This is a genomic window from Cytobacillus sp. MT66 (assembly GCF_058792595.1).
Genome location: NZ_JBXAFB010000013.1, coordinates 44,286 through 61,797 on the forward strand (window position 1 = coordinate 44,286; position 17,512 = coordinate 61,797).

The following is a 17,512-nucleotide window of genomic DNA, read 5'->3' on the forward strand; positions in this document are numbered from 1 at the left end:
TTATTATCAATAATAGTTGAAGAATGTCGTTTCGTGTCAGATATTCGAGGAGATGAGAGTGTTGAATAACAAGGCAGTTATTTTAGGATGTAATTATTATATTGGTTTAAGCACGATTCGCTGTTTAGGTGTTCATGGCATACATACGGTTGCAGTCGATTATTCCGAAAATGACCGGTACGGTTCGGAATCCAAGTACTGTTCTGAAAGAGTGATTGCACCCTATTATAAAGAAGATCCAAAAGGGTTTGTTCAGTTTTTATTGGAATATGCAAAAGTACAGAACGAGCCGCCAGTCCTGATTCCTTGTCATGATTCCTATGTAGAGATTATTGACGAGTATTTAGATGAATTCAGGAAATATTATCTTATTCCGCAGACGGAAAAAGGACTGTATACAAAGGTGATGAATAAGGAAACGCTTCAAGCCTTAGCTGTTGAAAAGGGTGTGGCGGTTCCGGAAACGGTTCGGGTTACGGAAGAGAACTATCTGGATAAGGTAGATGCAATCATCAAGTATCCATGTATCGTGAAACCAACTGATTCGCCAACCTTCGTTGCGACCTTCAGAAGGAAGCTTTTTAAAGTTTTTAATAGAGAAGAATTGGTTGCAGCGGTTGAAAAAGCTGAGAATGCGGGCTTGGAAGTGATAATTCAAAGAATTATTCCAGGCTTCGATGATCATATGTATACATTTGATGCCTATTTAAACCAAGAGGCAAAAGTAACACATTGGCTGACCTGCCAAAAGCATCGCCAATATCCAATTAACTTTGGCGCTTCTGTTTATACTGAGCAAAAATATATGCCAGAGCTATACGATATCGGAGCAAAGTTTTTAGAGGAAATCGGCTATAAGGGATTTGCAGAAATCGAGTTCAAAAAAGACGCTGAAACAGGTAAATTTTATCTAATAGAAATCAATGCTAGAATTACAAACCTTAATAATTTATTATATAAAGTTGGGATTAATTTTCCTTACATTACTTATCGTGAACTAACAGGGTCTCCATTAGAGCCGCAAGCGATTAAAGAAGATAAGCACCGTGTTTTTTGGTATGCCTATGAGGATCTGCTTGCCATCAGGGACTATATCAGGACCGGCCAATTATCAAGAAAAGAAGTTCTGCAGTCGCTGATGAAAAAGAAGGCTTACGCTATATGGGATTGGAAAGACCCTAAGCCTGGAATTACTTATTTTAAAAAAATCGCCGGAAAGGCTTTAAAGAAAAAATAGGCTTCATCTTTAAACAAGGCAGTTTCAGAAAAGAGGAAGAGTAAAATGAACTTAAAAACACTCCTTCAAGCGATTGATGTTAAAGAAGCTATAAATGATAAAGATTTAACAGTAACTGGGGTTTCCTATCATTCCCAAAAGGTTTCAGATGGACACCTTTTTGTTTGTGTGCGAGGATATAAAACGGATGGTCATAAATACTTGAAACAAGCAGTTGAAAATGGTGCAGCGGCAGCGGTTGTTGAGGAGTTTCAGAACGATCTGGATATTCCGCAATATTTGGTTGCTGACAGCCGAATTTCACTTGCCCGTTTAGGTGCGCACTTTTTTGGCTACCCATCCGAAAAAATGAAAATGATTGGCATTACAGCTACCAATGGGAAAACGACCACTTCCTATATGACCAATGCTATATTGGAAAATCAGGGCTTGAAAACAGGCTTAATTGGAACGGTTTCCATCAAAATTGATGATACCGTGATCCCATCTCAGCTTACAACGCCTGAATCATTAGATTTGCAGGCCTATTTAAACCAAATGGCTGAAAGAAATGTCTCCCATGTAACTATGGAGGTTTCTTCACAGGCGCTGGAAATGCATCGTGTAGAGAAGGTAGATTATGATATTGTCTCACTGAACAATGTAAGCCGCGAGCATATCGATTCACATGGTTCGTTTGAAAAATACTTCGAAGCTAAATCTAGCCTAATAAGAAATGCCAGTGAGAATGCTTACGCTATTCTGAATTTAGATTGCCCTTATTCTGCTTCATTAGTCAATAAAACAAAAGCCAAGGTCATTACATTTGGCTTAAATAGCAGTGAGGGCCATATTCGATGTAAAAATTTAGATCTAACCACAGGAAGAGCCAAATTTACTGTTGAAATTTTAAAGTCTTTCAAAGCTGGGGACAAAGAGTACATACCTGGCGAATTTGATATTGAGCTTTCTGTTCCTGGGCTGCACTCTGTCTACAATGCAATGGTTGCTATAACGATTGCTTTGCTGTGCAATGTGCCCGTTTCTACGATCCAAAAAACGCTGAAAAGCTTTGCTGGGGTAGAAAGACGCTTTGAATTTATTTTTGAAGATGATATTAAGATTATCGATGATCATTTTGCTAATACAGGGAATATAAATGTTACCCTCGAAACGGTTGATTATATGGATTATGAAAATCTCCATATAGTATATGCAATCAGGGGAGAAAGAGGGCCAACGGTTAATCGTGAAAATGCTGAAACCATTGCAAGCTGGGCAGATAAGCTTGGATTTAACGAAATTATTGCAACGAGGAGCGTATCACACGTAACCGCTAAGGATAAAGTGACCGACGAAGAGCTTAAGGTATTCCAGGAGGTTATGGATAAAGCCGGAATTAAAGTTCGTTTATTTGATGAGCTTCCGGATGCCATCGCATACGGCCTTTCAAAAGCACAGGCAGGAGATATCGTACTTCTTGCAGGCTGTCAGGGAATGGACTATGGTGCAGAGATTGCTTTGCATCAGCTGGAAAAAATCAAAACCCATTTCTCCAAAGAACAATTATATCTGCCTCTGCGCAATCGAGTGGCAGGTCTTTCAGAAACATTCTAGTGGGGTCCTTGCCCCTGTCTCCAAACCCGTTTCCGTCCCCGAGCGGCCAATCCTTGGTACTAAAACAGGGCGAAGGGGAAAGGGCCGGGAAGGCGAGGTCCCCAATCTTACTTACAAAGGTGATATAAATGTGCGGTTTTGTTGGTTTTGCTCACGCTAACCCAGAAATGGACAAAGTTAAAGTTATTAATGACATGATGGATACTATTATTCATCGGGGTCCGGATAGCGGGGAACATTTTACAGATGAAAATATAGCATTCGGTTTTAGGCGGTTAAGTATTATTGATTTGTCTGAAGAAGCCGGTCAGCCAATGTTTAATGAAGATAAGAGCTGTGTATTGGTATTCAATGGTGAAATTTATAATTATCAGGAGCTAAGAAAAGACCTGATTGAAAAAGGACATATATTCAAGACTGACACGGATAGTGAAGTGATTATCCACGGTTATGAGGAGTATGGCGAAAATCTGCTGCAGAAGCTAAGAGGGATGTTTGCTTTTGCCATCTGGGATACGAAGAAAGAAACGATGCTGTTAGCAAGAGACTTCTTTGGTATTAAACCGCTATATTATACGCAGAACACAACCGATCATTCCCTAATCTTTGGTTCAGAAATCAAATCCTTCTTAAAGAACCCTTCTTTTAAAAAAGAATTGAATAAGGATGCCTTAAAGCCTTATTTAACATTCCAATATTCCGTGCTTGATGAAACGTTCTTTAAAGGTGTTTACAAGCTTAAGCCCGGACACTACATGATCTATAAAAATGGGAAATTGGAGCTTAAGCAATACTGGAATGTTGAATTTAATGAAGAACAAAACAGCTTAGAGCATTACATGAAAGAAATTAATGATACGATGCGCAAGTCTGTTGATTATCATAAAATCAGTGATGTAAAGGTAGGTTCCTTCCTATCTGGCGGAATTGATTCCAGCTATATTACTGCTCTTTTAAAGCCTAATAAGACCTTTTCTATTGGATTTAAAGATTATGAAGGTATTTTCAATGAAACGAATTTATCAAAGGAACTATCTGATATACTAAGTATTGAAAACTATAGAAAGCTGATGAATGCTGACGAGTGTTTTGATACATTGTCAACGATCCAATACCATATGGACGAGCCGCAATCCAATCTTTCTTCCGTTCCGTTATACTTTTTATCGAAGCTGGCTAGAGAGCATGTAACGGTTGTACTTTCCGGTGAAGGTGCAGACGAAATCTTTGGCGGTTATGTCTGGTATCAAAAATCAGCCAAACTAGAGAAATATGAGAAGGTTCCATTCTTTATCAGACGTATTCTTTCTAACGTTTCAAAAGCCCTACCGCAAAACAAAATAACGACTTTCTTGGTTAAAGGCGGTCAAAAGGTCGAAGAGAAGTTTATTGGACAAGCCAAGGTATTTGAAGAAGAGGATGCTCTGAGGGTATTAAAGGACGAGTATAAAAAGGCCCCTTCCGTACAAAGTATAACAAAGCAGGTGTACAATCAGGTCAAAGGGAAAGACGATACAACGAAGATGCAATATCTGGATCTTAAGCTTTGGCTTCCTGGAGATATCCTTTTAAAGGCTGATAAAATGAGTATGGCGCACTCTATTGAATTGCGTGTTCCATTTTTAGACAAAGAAGTCATGTCCATGGCAGGAAAAATTCCGAGCAGCCTAAGGGTAAACAGAAAAGATACCAAATATGCCTTAAGACAAGCATCTGCCGAGGTGCTTCCAGACGAATGGGCAAACCGGCCAAAGGTTGGGTTCCCTGTACCGATCCGATTCTGGCTGCAGGAAGAGAAATACTATAATAAGGTTAAAGAAATGTTCCAATCAGATATCGCCAAAGAATTTTTCAATACAGATGAATTGGTAAGATATCTTGATGAACATTATGAGAAAAAGCATAACTATGCTAGATACATTTGGACAGTGTACGTCTTCTTAGTATGGTATAAAAAGTTCTTTGTGGAGCTTTAAAGTATAGGTGGGGTAACGGCCTTCTTTGTCCATTTTATCTAAAGGGATGCATCTGCAGATATCACTTAATAGGGGATAGATATGAGTGAAAAAAATAGTAAGCATCGCTATTTTCACGGTCCTTGTATTTGTCGGTTATGTACTTATTAACCACATGAATGATCAAATTAGGGTAAAAAGTGATACAGAAATTGACTTTACCAATAATCCTTTCATCACAAAAATTGATGTTCCTCCCTATGTAAAAAGATATGATTGGACAAAAGAAGGTCAAATGAAGATAACAGAGGTTTTCATTCCGGTAAAAAAGGTTATGCAGCTTCCGGAGCTTCCGCATGGATGCGAGATTACCTCTTTAACTTCCATTCTTAACTTTTACGGATATGAAGTTTCGAAAACAGAGATGGCTGATAAATACTTGCCAAAGCAGCCATTTGCCTACAAGAATAAAAAACGATACGGAGCTAACCCGTATAAGGCATATGCAGGCAATCCAAGAAGTAAAGCTGGCGGATTTTTCAGCTATGCTCCGCCGATCAAAGCTGCTGCAGATAAATATCTTGAAGGCACAGGCGAAAGTGTGCAGGTAATAGATATTAGCGGCAGCACAAGAGAAGAAATCATGGGATATATCAATAAAGGAATTCCTGTTCTCACATGGGTTACACTTAGCCTGGAGAAACCGAGGATGGCCTGCACCTGGTACTTCCACGGCACAAAAGAAAAATTTACTGCCCCAGTTAATTTGCATGCGGTTGTTTTGAACGGCTTTGATGGAAACAAGGTTCATGTGATGAATCCGCTAAAAGGGCAGATGACCTATGGGGCTGATGCTTTTTTTAAAAGCTACAAGGATCTGGGAAGCCACGCGCTTGTAGTAGTGAAAGAAAAATAAGTCATGATTTAAGAGGATGAACAATGGGGAAAAAAAGCTTAGGCGTAATAGGCGGAATGGGCCCTTTGGCAACATCCGTCTTTTTCGAAAAGATAATAGAAAATACCGTTGCGAATAGTGACCAGGAACATATCAATATGGTGATTCTAAATCATGCAGAGCTTCCTGACCGGACAAAGGTTATTTTAAATCAGCAAGAAGCTTTATTTTTAAATGCCGTGCAAAAAGATATACAGCTTCTTGAAACAGCAGGGGTTGCTCATATAGCAATCCCATGTAATACCTCGCATTTCTTCTATGATCAAATGCAGGAAATGACTAATGTGCCTATTATTCATATGGTTGAGGAGACATGTAAAGCCATTCACCGCAGATTTGGCGACAATAGCAAGGTTGCTATTCTGGCGACAAACGGTACAGTTCAAAGCGGGATCTACCGAATGGTGTGTGAGAAATATAATATGAAATTACATACACCAAACCAGGTCTCTCAAGAACAAGTGATGAATACAATATATAGTATTAAAAGTGATCTGAAGGTAGATGAAACAGCTATTGAACAGATTATTAAAGAACTTGTGTATGAAGAGAACTGCTGCTGTGTGATCCTTGCCTGTACAGAGCTGTCATGTATGAATCTTAGTGATGAGGTTTCGCAGCTATGTATTGATGCGATGGATGTTCTAGTGGAAAAATCAATAGAATTATCTGGAGGCAAGGTAAAGCATCCGACTAATTGGCTGTAAGCCTTTCCCTTTTCATTTCGGCAAGTTCCATGAAGGATGATAATGAAGGAGGCCCATGCTTTGAAAACAGAAGAAACTGAGAAGTTTGAGGAATTTTTAGCAGAGTCTTTTCGCGACGGTGTTCATATCAGAGAGCTTCGCTTATCTGGAGAAGAAACTGAATATATTAAAAGAATCTATCCAAAAGCTACTCTTGATAAAAATCAGCCAATAGAAGCTCAGGATGGGAAGGCATGGTACAAAGTCATGCTTACGCCTTCAAAAAGGAATGAAAAGAGCGCTCCAGATGCTGAAAGGTTTTCCATAATGGAGCGGGAGAACCAACAGTTAAAGCAAGAGCTTGAAAAACTGAAACAGAAATTAAACGAAAAATAAAAAGTGTGTCTCCGCTTAGCGTGCTAAGCGGTTTTTTTATTTGCTACAAAGAGTCGACTTCGGCGCCCAGCACATGAAATATAATTGTAATAATTTTTGCGGTTAATTTTTCCATTAGCGATGTTATAATTAAAAATGTGCTAAAATATAGCAAAAAGTGACGTATTATGCGTAAATTTCCCAAGAAATATACATAAATCAACAAGCAATATTTCACAAATAAAGACAATAAGCGACTGCTTTGCTCTTAGCTTAAGAGTTTGGTAGAGAAAGAGAGGAGAATCATACCAAGTGAAACGAAAATTTCTTATACTAGTGATCGGGATCATGGTTGGCTGCAGCAGCTTATTTTTTTCATTAAATAATAGTGTACAAGCTAGTCAAACAAACAAACAGCTTGAAGAAAAGAAGAAGGACGTTCAAAGTAAGCGTTCCAATGTAAAAACACAAATTAGTGATACGCAAAATAAAGTGGACAAAATCAATGCCGAGCAGGCATCAACTGAAAACGAAATTAAAAAATTAGATTTTGCCGTTGCTGATACAAACAGCAAAATCAGGGAAAAAGAAGCGCAAATTAAAGAGGCTACAGAAATCATTACAAAGCTTCGGGCAGAAATTGAGGTATTAAAGGAGCAAATCAAAAAGCGTGATGAACTTCTTAAAGTGCGTGTAAGGTCTATGCAGGAAAATGGCATGATTGATTATTTGGATGTGCTTTTAGGCGCGCAAAGCTTTGGTGATTTTATCGGCAGGGTTAGTGCAGTTACGACATTTATGGAAGCAGATCGTGAATTGCTAAGGGCTCACCAGGAAGATAAAGAACAATTAGACAAAAAGGAAGCCGAGGTTCAGGCGCAGTTAAAAGATCTCAGCAATAAAAAGGCTCAGCTGGAAGAAATGAAGAAAACTCTGGATCGTCAGCTTGCAGAGAAAAATACTTTGCTTGCACAATTAAACAAGCAAGAAGAAGAAGCACACGAAATGCTTGGCGAGCTAGAGGATCAGGAGGCAATTCTCGCTGCCCAGGAAAAAGCAATCAAACGTGAAATTGAGGCCTGGAACCGGAAACAGCGGGAACTGGAAGCGCAAAGGAAAAAACAGCAGGCATCTGGCGGTGGACAAGCTGTTGGAGCAGCACCTGCTGTGACAAATGGAATTTTCATGAACCCGACAACAGGAAGCCTTACTTCCCATTACGGCCAGCGCTGGGGAACGCTGCATTCCGGGATTGATATTGGAAAAGGCGGAAGAACGGAGGCTGTCCCAATTGTTGCTGCCGCTTCAGGAACTGTCATCCGTGCGAATTATGACCGGAGCTATGGAAATGTTGTTATGATTACACACGTCATTAACGGCCAAGTAATGACGACTGTCTATGGTCATATGGAAAGACTTTTTGTATCAAATGGACAGCGTGTAGAAAAAGGGCAAACCGTAGGATACATGGGAAGCACAGGAAACTCTACAGGGCCGCATCTTCATTTCGAAGTTCATATTGGCCCATGGAATGGAGCAAGGTCCAATTCGGTGAACCCGCTTAAGTATGTCTCTTATTAAATGAATAATTTAATAGTCTTATAGAAGGCAAGCAAGGAGTATTCCTTTGCTTGCTTTTTTAATTGAAATCTACAGGCAGGAAAAGTTGACAGATTGTCCCAAAATGTACGAGAATTAAGTGGATAACATTCAGAATAATTAAAATCATCTTTATTCTAAAGAATCCACAGTTATCCGGTCATTTGGGTGTTTAGTACAAACAGAAAATCTCCAAAGGGGGTTTATACAGAAGATGAGTTTTAAGTTAACTTTCACAGATATTGGCGAGGGGCTTCACGAAGCAGAGATTTTAAAGTGGTTTGTTAAGGTTGGAGATCCTGTAGAAATTGATCAGCCGATATTAGAGGTACAGACAGATAAAGCAGCCGTTGAAATTACATCGCCTAAAAAAGGTGTAATCATCAAAAGAAACGGTGAAGAAGGGGATACAGTCGTTGTCGGAGAAACCCTTATAGAGCTTCAATTAGAAGGTCAAGAGAAAGTGGCGGAAGAGAAGAAGGTGCAAAGCTCTCCGGCAAGGGAAAGCAGACAAACAAAATATCCGTACTTAAAGGCCTCTCCGAATGAGAAAAGAATTATAGCCGCACCTAGCATTAGAAAATTTGCAAGAGAATTAGGCATCGATTTAAAGCTTGTTCAGGGGTCGGAGAAAAATGGCCGAATCACTAAAAAGGATGTCCTTACCTATATCGAAAGCAGGGAGAGCGCCGCTGCTGCTGCTGAACCGCTTATCAAGGAGCCTATACATATTGAACCAAGAAATCTTCCAGAAAAGAAAGCAGAAAGCGAGATTCTGCCAATCAGAGGATTACGAAAGCAAATCTATAAAAATATGACCAAATCTGCGTTTACTATTCCACATGCAACAGGGATGGAAGAAATTTATGCGGATCATCTGATCCAATTTCGGGCGGAGCTGAATAAGGCATCAGCTTCCAAAGTAACCTTCTTGCCAATTATCGTCAAATTCGTGGCAGATGTTTTGAAAAAGAACCCTATTTTTAATGCCGCGATTGATGAAGAAAACGAAACGATCATTTTGAAGAAAGAATATAACATTGGCATCGCAATGGCTACACCTCAAGGACTAGTCGTTCCGGTTATTCATCATGCCGATCAAAAATCAATCGAAGAGATTGCTGGAGAAATATCCGAGTTAAATGAAAAGGCGCAAAAGGGAAAGCTCAGCTTAAGCGAAATACAGGGCGGTACTTTTACAATCTCCAGTACGGGGGCTAACGGCGGGTTTTATGCCACTCCCATTATCAATTATCCACAGGTGGCTATACTTGGTGTTCATTCGATTAAGGAAAAACCGGTTATTCTGCCAAGCCGTGAAATTGGAATTGGGAATGTGATGGGCATCAGCTTATCCTTTGATCACCGTATTATTGACGGGGAGCCTGCTGGTGTATTTATGAATGAATTAAAGAAATATATTGAAAATCCGCATATGTGGTTTTTAAAAGCTCGATAGGAGTGATACTGTGTTTGACGAAAGCCTTTTAACATTTGAAATGAAACAAAGCTTAGATGAAGAGGGAAATGTCATTGGCGGGAAAGAGCTGGACATCGAAAGCAGCCTAATGCTCGATATGTATAAGTGGATGAAAAAATGCCGGCTGCTGGATGAAAAAATGCTTCGGATGCAGCGGCAAGGCCGACTTGCTATACATGCGCCTTTTAGCGGGCAGGAAGCTGCACAGGTTGGGAGTGCCTTTGCTTTGGGCCCTAATGATTGGATTTGCCCAAGTTATCGTGATGTGGCTGCCTGTCTTATCCATGGCATGCCCATTGAACAAGTCTTTTATTATTTCAAAGGCCATTTTGAAGGAGGAAAAACTCCGGAGAATGTAAATGTGCTGCCTATCCAAATTATTATTGCTGCACAAACACTGCATGCTGTCGGGATCTCCTATGCCTCAAAAATAAAAGGCGAATCTGCTATCGCTATTAGCTATTTTGGCGATGGTGCGACATCTGAGGGCGATTTCCACGAGGCGCTGAATTTTGCCGCGGTGCAAAAAACACCGACGATTTTCTTTTGCCAGAATAACCAGTATGCCATTAGTGTGCCATTAAAACAGCAAATGGCCAGCAAAACCATTGCTCAAAAGGCAATTGCCTATGGAATGAAGGGCATACAGGTGGATGGAAATGATGTGGCTGCTGTTTATGAGGCGACAAGGGAAGCGGCAGAACGCGCAAGAAATGGTGAAGGGCCAACCTTGATTGAGGCGGTTACCTACCGCTTGGGGCCTCATACGACATCAGATGATCCGACGAAATATCGAAATAATGAAGAAAAAGAAGAATGGCTGCGAAAGGATCCGATTATCAGAGTGAAAAAATGGCTTTATAAGCAAAATGTCTGGAGCGAGGATCAGGATATTAATTTTGAAAAGAACGTCCAGGATGAATTAAACCAGATTATAGATGAAGTCGAGAAACAGGACTCTCCAAAGTTAGATGAGATCTTTAACCATGTGTATGAAAAACCTAATGATTTGCTTCTCGAACAGCAAATGGAGGCCAAGGATTTGGTGAAGGGAAAGGCTGGTGTCCATCATGGCTGAACTAACAATGGTACAGGCCATACAGCAGGCATTAAAAACTGAAATGCAAAGAGATCCAAACGTTATTTTATTAGGCGAGGACATTGGCAGAAATGGCGGGGTCTTCCGGGTCACGGATGGATTGATGGAGGAGTTTGGAAAAGAGCGTGTTATCGATACCCCATTAGCCGAATCTGCTATTATTGGCACAGCAGTTGGCATGGGAGTCAATGGCTTAAGGCCTGTAGCTGAAATCCAATTTTTAGGGTTTATTTATGAAGCAATGGATCAAATGGCCAGCCAGGCGGCCCGTATGCGCTTTAAATCTGCTGGGAGATTTACAGTGCCAATGGTCATCCGCAGCCCTTATGGAGGCGGAGTCCGTACACCAGAATTGCATTCTGACAGTCTAGAAGCCCTGTTTTCCCATACACCTGGCCTGAAGATTGTGATGCCATCTAATCCATATGATGCCAAGGGGTTATTAATTTCTGCCATTAGGGATAGTGACCCAGTGGTGTTTTTGGAACCGATGAAATTATATCGTTCATTCAAACAAGAAGTTCCTGAGGATGACTATGCAATCCCCATTGGAAAAGCACAGGTCGTTAAAGAGGGATACCATGCAACCATTGTTTCCTGGGGTCCTCCAGTACAGCTTTTAAAGAAGATTGTGGATGAATATGAAAAAGAGGATATTCATTTAGAATTAATTGACTTAAGAACTGTTGCGCCAATTGATATTGATACTATACTGAAATCGGTTGAAAAGACCGAGCGGTTATTAATCGTACATGAGGCTGTAAAGACCAATGGCGTTGGTGCGGAAATTGCAGCACTGGTCAGCGAAAGAGGGCTGTTTTCTTTGGCGGCACCGATTTTGCGCGTAACAGGATATGATACGCCGTATCCTGTTGGATCTGTAGAGGATGACTGGCTGCCAAACCATCATAGAATTAAAGCAAGCCTGGAAAAACTGCTATCTTATTAAAATAAATTCAAGTAAAGAAGGCTGTTCCAAAGCAATATGTTGGACAGCCTTTATCATTTACAGCCGAAATCTCATTTTTTCCGCAAGATCAGGAAAATCAATAAATGGGTTGCGATTTCCCTGAATGCGGTAAATCGCCAGGTTTCGGTGTTTTTCATATAATGTGACTTCAAATTTTTTGTGCCAATAAATAAGCAGTGACAGATCGATTTGCCTTCGAAAGGATTTTTTAATTTCTCCTGGATAACGGAGAAGAAAGTAGAGCATGGCTCTGGCTGCTGCCCCTTTTCCATCCTCCGGTTCAAAGCGGCCCTCTTTTGCAATCCCGCAGCGGTTCTGAATTTGCTCATTTGGAGATTCCGGCACATAGAAGGAAAAATCATCATAGGGAAAATTAGAACGGATTGTGTTGCACTCTGGCTGGCAGACAAAAAGATGATGTAAGTCTCCTTTCATCGGCTCTTTCCCGCCATACCATGAGACGGGAACAATATGCTCCGTATTAAATTTATATTCCGTCTCAATATTCTTAACCTTCTTATCTAGATCCTCCAGATGGCTTGCTGTCTTTAGAAGCTGCTGAAATTCTATAAATCTATTTTTTATTGTAGCGTAGTCCTCTTTAATCAGTGTCTTTGGATCCTTTTTTTCACCGGAGTAAATACTTTTGACCGCTCCATCGGGGTGCATATCAACCCAAGTATATAAAAATTGGTCCTTGCTTATGAAATAAGGCAGTATTCGTTTATGTGTTCTTTTAATCAATCTATGATACAAAGAGAAATAATTCCCGCCTGCATTTACAACTGATTTGTAATAATGCTTCTTTTCCTTCATATCCTTTTTTTCATTATAGTAAAGCGTATTATTATCTTGGATTTTCTCCCTGTTCATTTCAAATGCTGCAATCGAATCCTCTACACTCTGTCCATACGATTGTTTTAATTCAATCACTTGATCCTCTAATTGGGCTCGGGTATTGTAATCGTTCTCCAAATCTATCACCCCTATATGCTAAGTTTTATCATATTCCAGTAGAAGGTGTCACCATAGAATATTAGAAAATGGTGTCAAATTATGGACCTTCTGTACTGTTGGGAACTGTCTGCAAGTAAATTTAGTTATTAGACATTTCCAAAGACAATAGAATGATAGGAGAGGGGAGGCGGAAGGAATGAAATCAATCTCAAGCGAGAAGGTTATACGGTACCGCGGATCTGATCTCCACACAAAGGGATGGCTTCAGGAGGCTGCGCTTCGCATGCTGATGAATAACCTGGATTCGGAAGTGGCCGAGCGCCCTGATGATCTTGTTGTATACGGAGGTATTGGAAAGGCTGCACGGAATTGGGAATGCTTTGAAGCAATTGTTAAATCCCTGAAAGAGCTTGAAAATAATGAAACCCTGATCATTCAGTCGGGAAAGCCTGTGGCTATTTTTAAAACACATCAGGATGCTCCCCGTGTCCTTATGGCAAATTCGAATATTGTTCCTGCTTATGCCAATTGGGATACCTTCCATGAACTCGATCAAAAAGGCTTAATGATGTACGGGCAAATGACAGCTGGAAGCTGGATTTATATTGGGTCCCAGGGAATTGTTCAAGGTACCTATGAAACATTTGCTGAACTTGCCAAGCAGCATTATAACGGGTCTTTAAAAAATACAATTACCGTTACCGCTGGCCTTGGAGGCATGGGAGGAGCCCAGCCGCTGGCAGTTACGATGAACGGCGGGGTCTGCCTGGCAATTGAGGTGGACGAAACAAGAATCGACCGCCGTATAAAAACGCGCTATGCAGATATCAAAACGAAGTCACTTGATGAAGCCATTCAATGGGCGAAGGAAGCGAAGTCAGAAGGAAGAGCGCTGTCCATTGGGCTTGTTGGAAACGCCTCGGATATTCTTCCTGAAATGATTGCTAAGGGATTTATACCTGATGTTATGACCGACCAGACCTCTGCACATGATCCGCTAAATGGGTATATTCCTTCGGGATTAACCGTAGATGAAGCGGCGAAATTAAGAGCGGCTGATCAGGATAAGTATGTGAAGCTTTCGAAGGCTTCAATGGCAAAGCATGTTCGCGCCATGCTAGAAATGATGGAAAGAGGAGCAATTACATTTGATTATGGAAACAATATCCGCCAGGTGGCGAAGGATGAAGGGGTTGTAAATGCCTTTGCTTTTCCTGGTTTTGTCCCTGCTTATATCCGTCCGCAATTCTGCGAAGGCAAAGGGCCTTTCCGCTGGGCAGCGTTATCCGGAGATCCTGAAGATATTTATAAAACAGATGAAGTGATTCTGCGTGAATTCAGCGATAACAAACATCTTTGCCATTGGATTCGCATGGTGAGGGATAAAATTCAGTTTCAGGGGCTTCCTTCCCGAATCTGCTGGCTGGGCTATGGCGAACGTGCCAGGTTTGGGAAGATCATCAATGATATGGTTGCCAGCGGAGAATTAAAGGCACCGATTGTCATTGGCCGCGATCATTTGGATTCGGGTTCAGTGGCCTCCCCAAACAGAGAGACTGAAGCAATGAAAGATGGATCTGATGCTGTGGCTGATTGGCCCCTTTTAAATGCCCTAATAAATGCTGTCGGCGGGGCGACATGGGTTTCTATACATCATGGCGGCGGTGTCGGAATGGGTTACTCCCTGCATGCGGGCATGGTCATTGTCGCGGATGGAACAAAAGAAGCCGAGGCACGGCTGGAAAGAGTGCTGACAACAGATCCTGGCATGGGTATTGTCAGGCATGCAGATGCAGGCTATGATTTGGCTGAAAAAACAGCACGAGAAAAAGGTCTGAATATACCAATGTTTAAAAAAGGAAATGAAGAGCCATGACCCGGCCAATTTGGATTAAACATATTACCCAGCTGGCCACACTTGCTTCCAATGCGGATGGTCCGCGAATAAAGGAGGCTATGTCAGAGCTGGGGCTGATAGAGGATGGCAGTCTATGGATGGAGGATGGCGTCATTCAAGCTGTCGGGACAACGAAAGAGCTTGAAAAGCTTTATGCCGGAAGACTTTCTGAGGCGGAAGTGGTGAATGCAAAAGGGCATCTTGTCACGCCCGGTTTGGTTGACCCTCATACACATATTGTATATGGAGGCAGCCGCGAGCGGGAATTCGAGATGCGTCTCGAGGGTGCCACCTACATGGAAATCATGAATAAAGGCGGCGGAATTCACGCGACTACCCGGATGACACGTGAGGCTTCAGAGGAAGACCTTATCGAGCAAACAGCAAAAAGATTAGACTCCTTTTTGCAGCACGGTGTAACGACAATTGAAGGAAAAAGCGGCTATGGAATGGATTTAGCAACAGAACTCAAACAATTAACAGTTATGAGGAAGCTGCAAAAGACACATTCGATTGATCTGGTGCCAACATTTATGGGCGCTCATGCAGTTCCCCCTGAATTCAAAGGCAAGGAAGATGAATTTGTTAACTTGATTATTGAACAAATGCTTCCAGCAGTGGCTAGCGAAAAATTGGCGGAATTTAATGATGTTTTTTGTGAAAAGGGTGTTTTTACACCGGAGCAATCCCAGAGAATACTGGAGGCCGGGAAAAAACTTGGGCTGATTCCGAAAATTCATGCGGACGAAATAGAACCATATGGCGGTGCAGAATTAGCTGCTAAGGTAGGGGCAATTTCTGCGGAGCATCTTTTAAAAGCATCAGATAAAGGAATAAAAGCAATGGCAAAGTCCGGAACGATTGCTTGTCTACTGCCTGCAACTGCCTTGTATTTACGTGAGAAGGCTGCAGCAGGAAGAAAAATGATTGATGAGGGTGTGGCAGTAGCGATATCAACAGACTGTAATCCAGGTTCTTCGCCAACCACCTCCATGCCGCTTGTAATGAATCTGGCATGTATTTCTATGAGGCTGACCCCAGCTGAGGCATTAACGGCTGCCACCTATAATGCGGCATATGCCATTAATCGTCAGGAGCAGGTCGGGTCGATTGAGGTTGGCAAACAGGCAGATATTGTTCTGTGGAGTGTGAAGAACTATCAGGAATTACAATATCTCTTTGGGGTCAACCACGTTCGGACTGTTTGGAAAAAAGGCATAAAGGTGGTGGGGTAATTGGATCTGAAATGGCTTCAGCAGCCTGAGTGGTCCTGGAATATTTCGGATGCTGCCCCTGATTACGTCCACCAATGGGTTCATCCTTTAAATCAAGAAGATCATACCCCTGATCTGATTTTATATGGCGCACCTATATCGCGCTCCTCTATCAGTGTGTCGGGCGCATCTCTATATCCTTCTGAATTCCGCCGGATGTGGAAAGGATTTGCCTCATACAACCTTGATGAGGATATTGATTTGACCGTCATTCAGGCAGCTGATGCAGGGGACGTCATCATGCATACAACTGATATTCTTTTATCCCACCAGCGCATTCAAGAAACAGCAAAATCCATTGCTGCAGCATTCCCTCAAAGTGTATCGTGTATGATTGGCGGGGATCACTCGACAACGGCCTGTTCTGTGAAAGGCATTAAGGAAGCATATCCGAATGAAACGATAGGGATCCTGCAGCTGGATACGCATCTTGATGTGAGAGATCCGGCAGAACTCGGACCTGCTAATGGGACACCCATCCGCCAATTAATTGACAGCGGTGCAGTTAAGGGCAGGCATGTCTTCAACATTGGCCTGCATGGATACTTTAATGCAAAGCCATTAATCGATTACGCAAAGAAACATCACATTCAGATGGTAACTTTAGGGCAGGCAAGGAGACAGGGTTTGATAGAAACAGCTCATCGAGCGTTAGAAAAGTTATCTGCTGAAGCTGACCGTGTATATGTAACCGTTGATATGGATGTGCTGGATATTTCTGCGGCCCCAGGTGTACCGGCATCAACGCCGGGAGGCATGACTTCCGGGGAGCTATTTGATGTCTTATTGGAAATCGGCAAACATCCAAATGTTAAACACATTGACTTTGTCTGCCTGGACCCAAGCAAAGACACCCCCGTCAACGAAACAGTCAAAACCGGCATATACGCCTGGCTCCAATTTGTTACAGGTCTCACCCTCCGAAAAAGGCATTTGAATAAAATGAATACACCTTAGCGATTTATCGCTTTAAAGCACTGGGGGCCTGACCCCCAGTGCTTTAAAGCGGAAACGAATTGAAGGACTCTTTAGATCATTGATATGAAAGTAAGCTGCCGGGCAGGGGTTGTCCGGTTTTTCTTATTAATTAAACGTTTGATTGAGGGAAAAGTAACTAGAGCTTTTATTAATCAATCGTTTGATTAAGGGAAAAGGCTTGAAATCTTACAAATTTGATTGAGGAAAATCGTTAAATTTTTATTAAAACAAACGTTTGATTAGAAAGAGTGTATCCTTTAGACCGCAGTAAAGGAGATTGAGCTCTGATGGTCTAAAGTAAGGGGAACATTGGACAGCGCAAAGGGTATTTGAGTATTTTGAGTCCGAAGGCGGTTATCTTCGGACAGAGCAACTGGAAAAGGTCACTCGCGAGTCCGAAGGCGAGTAATCTTCGGACAGAGTAAACGGAAAAGGTCACTCGCGAGTCCGAAGC

General features: G+C 41.7%; 14 protein-coding genes. 13 read left to right on the plus strand and 1 reads right to left on the minus strand.

The genetic code is table 11. The annotated features are described in order from the left end of the window. Positions 1-52: 52 nt before the first annotated feature. The 10 genes from AC1Q59_RS19670 to AC1Q59_RS19715 all read left to right on the plus strand — a co-directional run bounded on the left by AC1Q59_RS19670 (position 53) and on the right by AC1Q59_RS19715 (position 11,931). Positions 53-1,237, plus strand: a complete 1,185-nt coding sequence (locus AC1Q59_RS19670) for a carboxylate--amine ligase (RefSeq protein ID WP_492367568.1) — start codon at positions 53-55, stop codon at positions 1,235-1,237. 45 nt (positions 1,238-1,282) lie between these two features. Continuing rightward, positions 1,283-2,833, plus strand: a complete 1,551-nt coding sequence (locus AC1Q59_RS19675) for a Mur ligase family protein (protein WP_492367569.1) — start codon at positions 1,283-1,285, stop codon at positions 2,831-2,833. A 128-nt stretch (positions 2,834-2,961) separates the two neighbouring features. Further along, positions 2,962-4,809 (plus strand): asparagine synthase (glutamine-hydrolyzing), encoded by a 1,848-nt coding sequence (asnB, locus tag AC1Q59_RS19680; RefSeq protein WP_492367570.1) that lies wholly within the window; start codon positions 2,962-2,964, stop codon positions 4,807-4,809. Positions 4,810-4,894: 85 nt separating this feature from the next. Continuing rightward, positions 4,895-5,704 (plus strand): C39 family peptidase, encoded by an 810-nt coding sequence (locus AC1Q59_RS19685; RefSeq protein ID WP_492367571.1) that lies wholly within the window; start codon positions 4,895-4,897, stop codon positions 5,702-5,704. 23 nt (positions 5,705-5,727) lie between these two features. Further along, the gene (cuyB, locus tag AC1Q59_RS19690) at positions 5,728-6,450 is read left to right on the plus strand and encodes a cysteate racemase (RefSeq protein ID WP_492367572.1); all 723 of its coding nucleotides are present in this window, start codon (positions 5,728-5,730) and stop codon (positions 6,448-6,450) included. A 60-nt stretch (positions 6,451-6,510) separates the two neighbouring features. Further along, positions 6,511-6,825 (plus strand): hypothetical protein, encoded by a 315-nt coding sequence (locus AC1Q59_RS19695; protein ID WP_492367573.1) that lies wholly within the window; start codon positions 6,511-6,513, stop codon positions 6,823-6,825. 291 nt (positions 6,826-7,116) lie between these two features. Beyond that, a complete protein-coding gene (locus tag AC1Q59_RS19700) occupies positions 7,117-8,385 on the plus strand; it encodes a murein hydrolase activator EnvC family protein (RefSeq protein WP_492367574.1) in 1,269 nt (422 codons plus the stop codon). 232 nt (positions 8,386-8,617) lie between these two features. Continuing rightward, a complete protein-coding gene (locus AC1Q59_RS19705; RefSeq protein ID WP_492367575.1) occupies positions 8,618-9,862 on the plus strand; it encodes a dihydrolipoamide acetyltransferase family protein in 1,245 nt (414 codons plus the stop codon). A gap of 10 nt (positions 9,863-9,872) precedes the next feature. Next, the gene (pdhA, locus tag AC1Q59_RS19710) at positions 9,873-10,961 is read left to right on the plus strand and encodes a pyruvate dehydrogenase (acetyl-transferring) E1 component subunit alpha (RefSeq protein WP_492367576.1); all 1,089 of its coding nucleotides are present in this window, start codon (positions 9,873-9,875) and stop codon (positions 10,959-10,961) included. Beyond that, complete coding sequence (locus AC1Q59_RS19715) at positions 10,954-11,931, plus strand: alpha-ketoacid dehydrogenase subunit beta (protein WP_492367577.1); 978 nt, start codon at positions 10,954-10,956, stop codon at positions 11,929-11,931. Before pdhA ends, AC1Q59_RS19715 begins: the two co-directional genes overlap by 8 nt. A 57-nt stretch (positions 11,932-11,988) precedes the next feature. On the opposite strand, the gene AC1Q59_RS19720 is transcribed toward AC1Q59_RS19715, so the two are convergent. Further along, positions 11,989-12,927: an endonuclease I family protein gene (locus AC1Q59_RS19720; protein ID WP_492367578.1), complete on the minus strand. Its 939-nt coding sequence runs from the start codon at positions 12,925-12,927 to the stop codon at positions 11,989-11,991. Between the two features lie 178 nt (positions 12,928-13,105). Between AC1Q59_RS19720 and hutU the strand changes: the two genes are divergently transcribed. From hutU to AC1Q59_RS19735, 3 genes are read left to right on the plus strand one after another with little or no spacing between them, the layout of a single operon-like run. Next, positions 13,106-14,785, plus strand: a complete 1,680-nt coding sequence (hutU, locus tag AC1Q59_RS19725; protein ID WP_492367579.1) for a urocanate hydratase — start codon at positions 13,106-13,108, stop codon at positions 14,783-14,785. After that, a complete protein-coding gene (gene hutI / locus AC1Q59_RS19730) occupies positions 14,782-16,041 on the plus strand; it encodes an imidazolonepropionase (RefSeq protein ID WP_492367580.1) in 1,260 nt (419 codons plus the stop codon). The genes hutU and hutI overlap by 4 nt, the downstream gene beginning before the upstream one ends. After that, entirely contained in the window at positions 16,042-17,037 is a 996-nt protein-coding gene (locus AC1Q59_RS19735) for an agmatinase family protein (protein ID WP_492367581.1), read from the plus strand. The last annotated feature ends 475 nt before the right edge of the window (positions 17,038-17,512 follow it).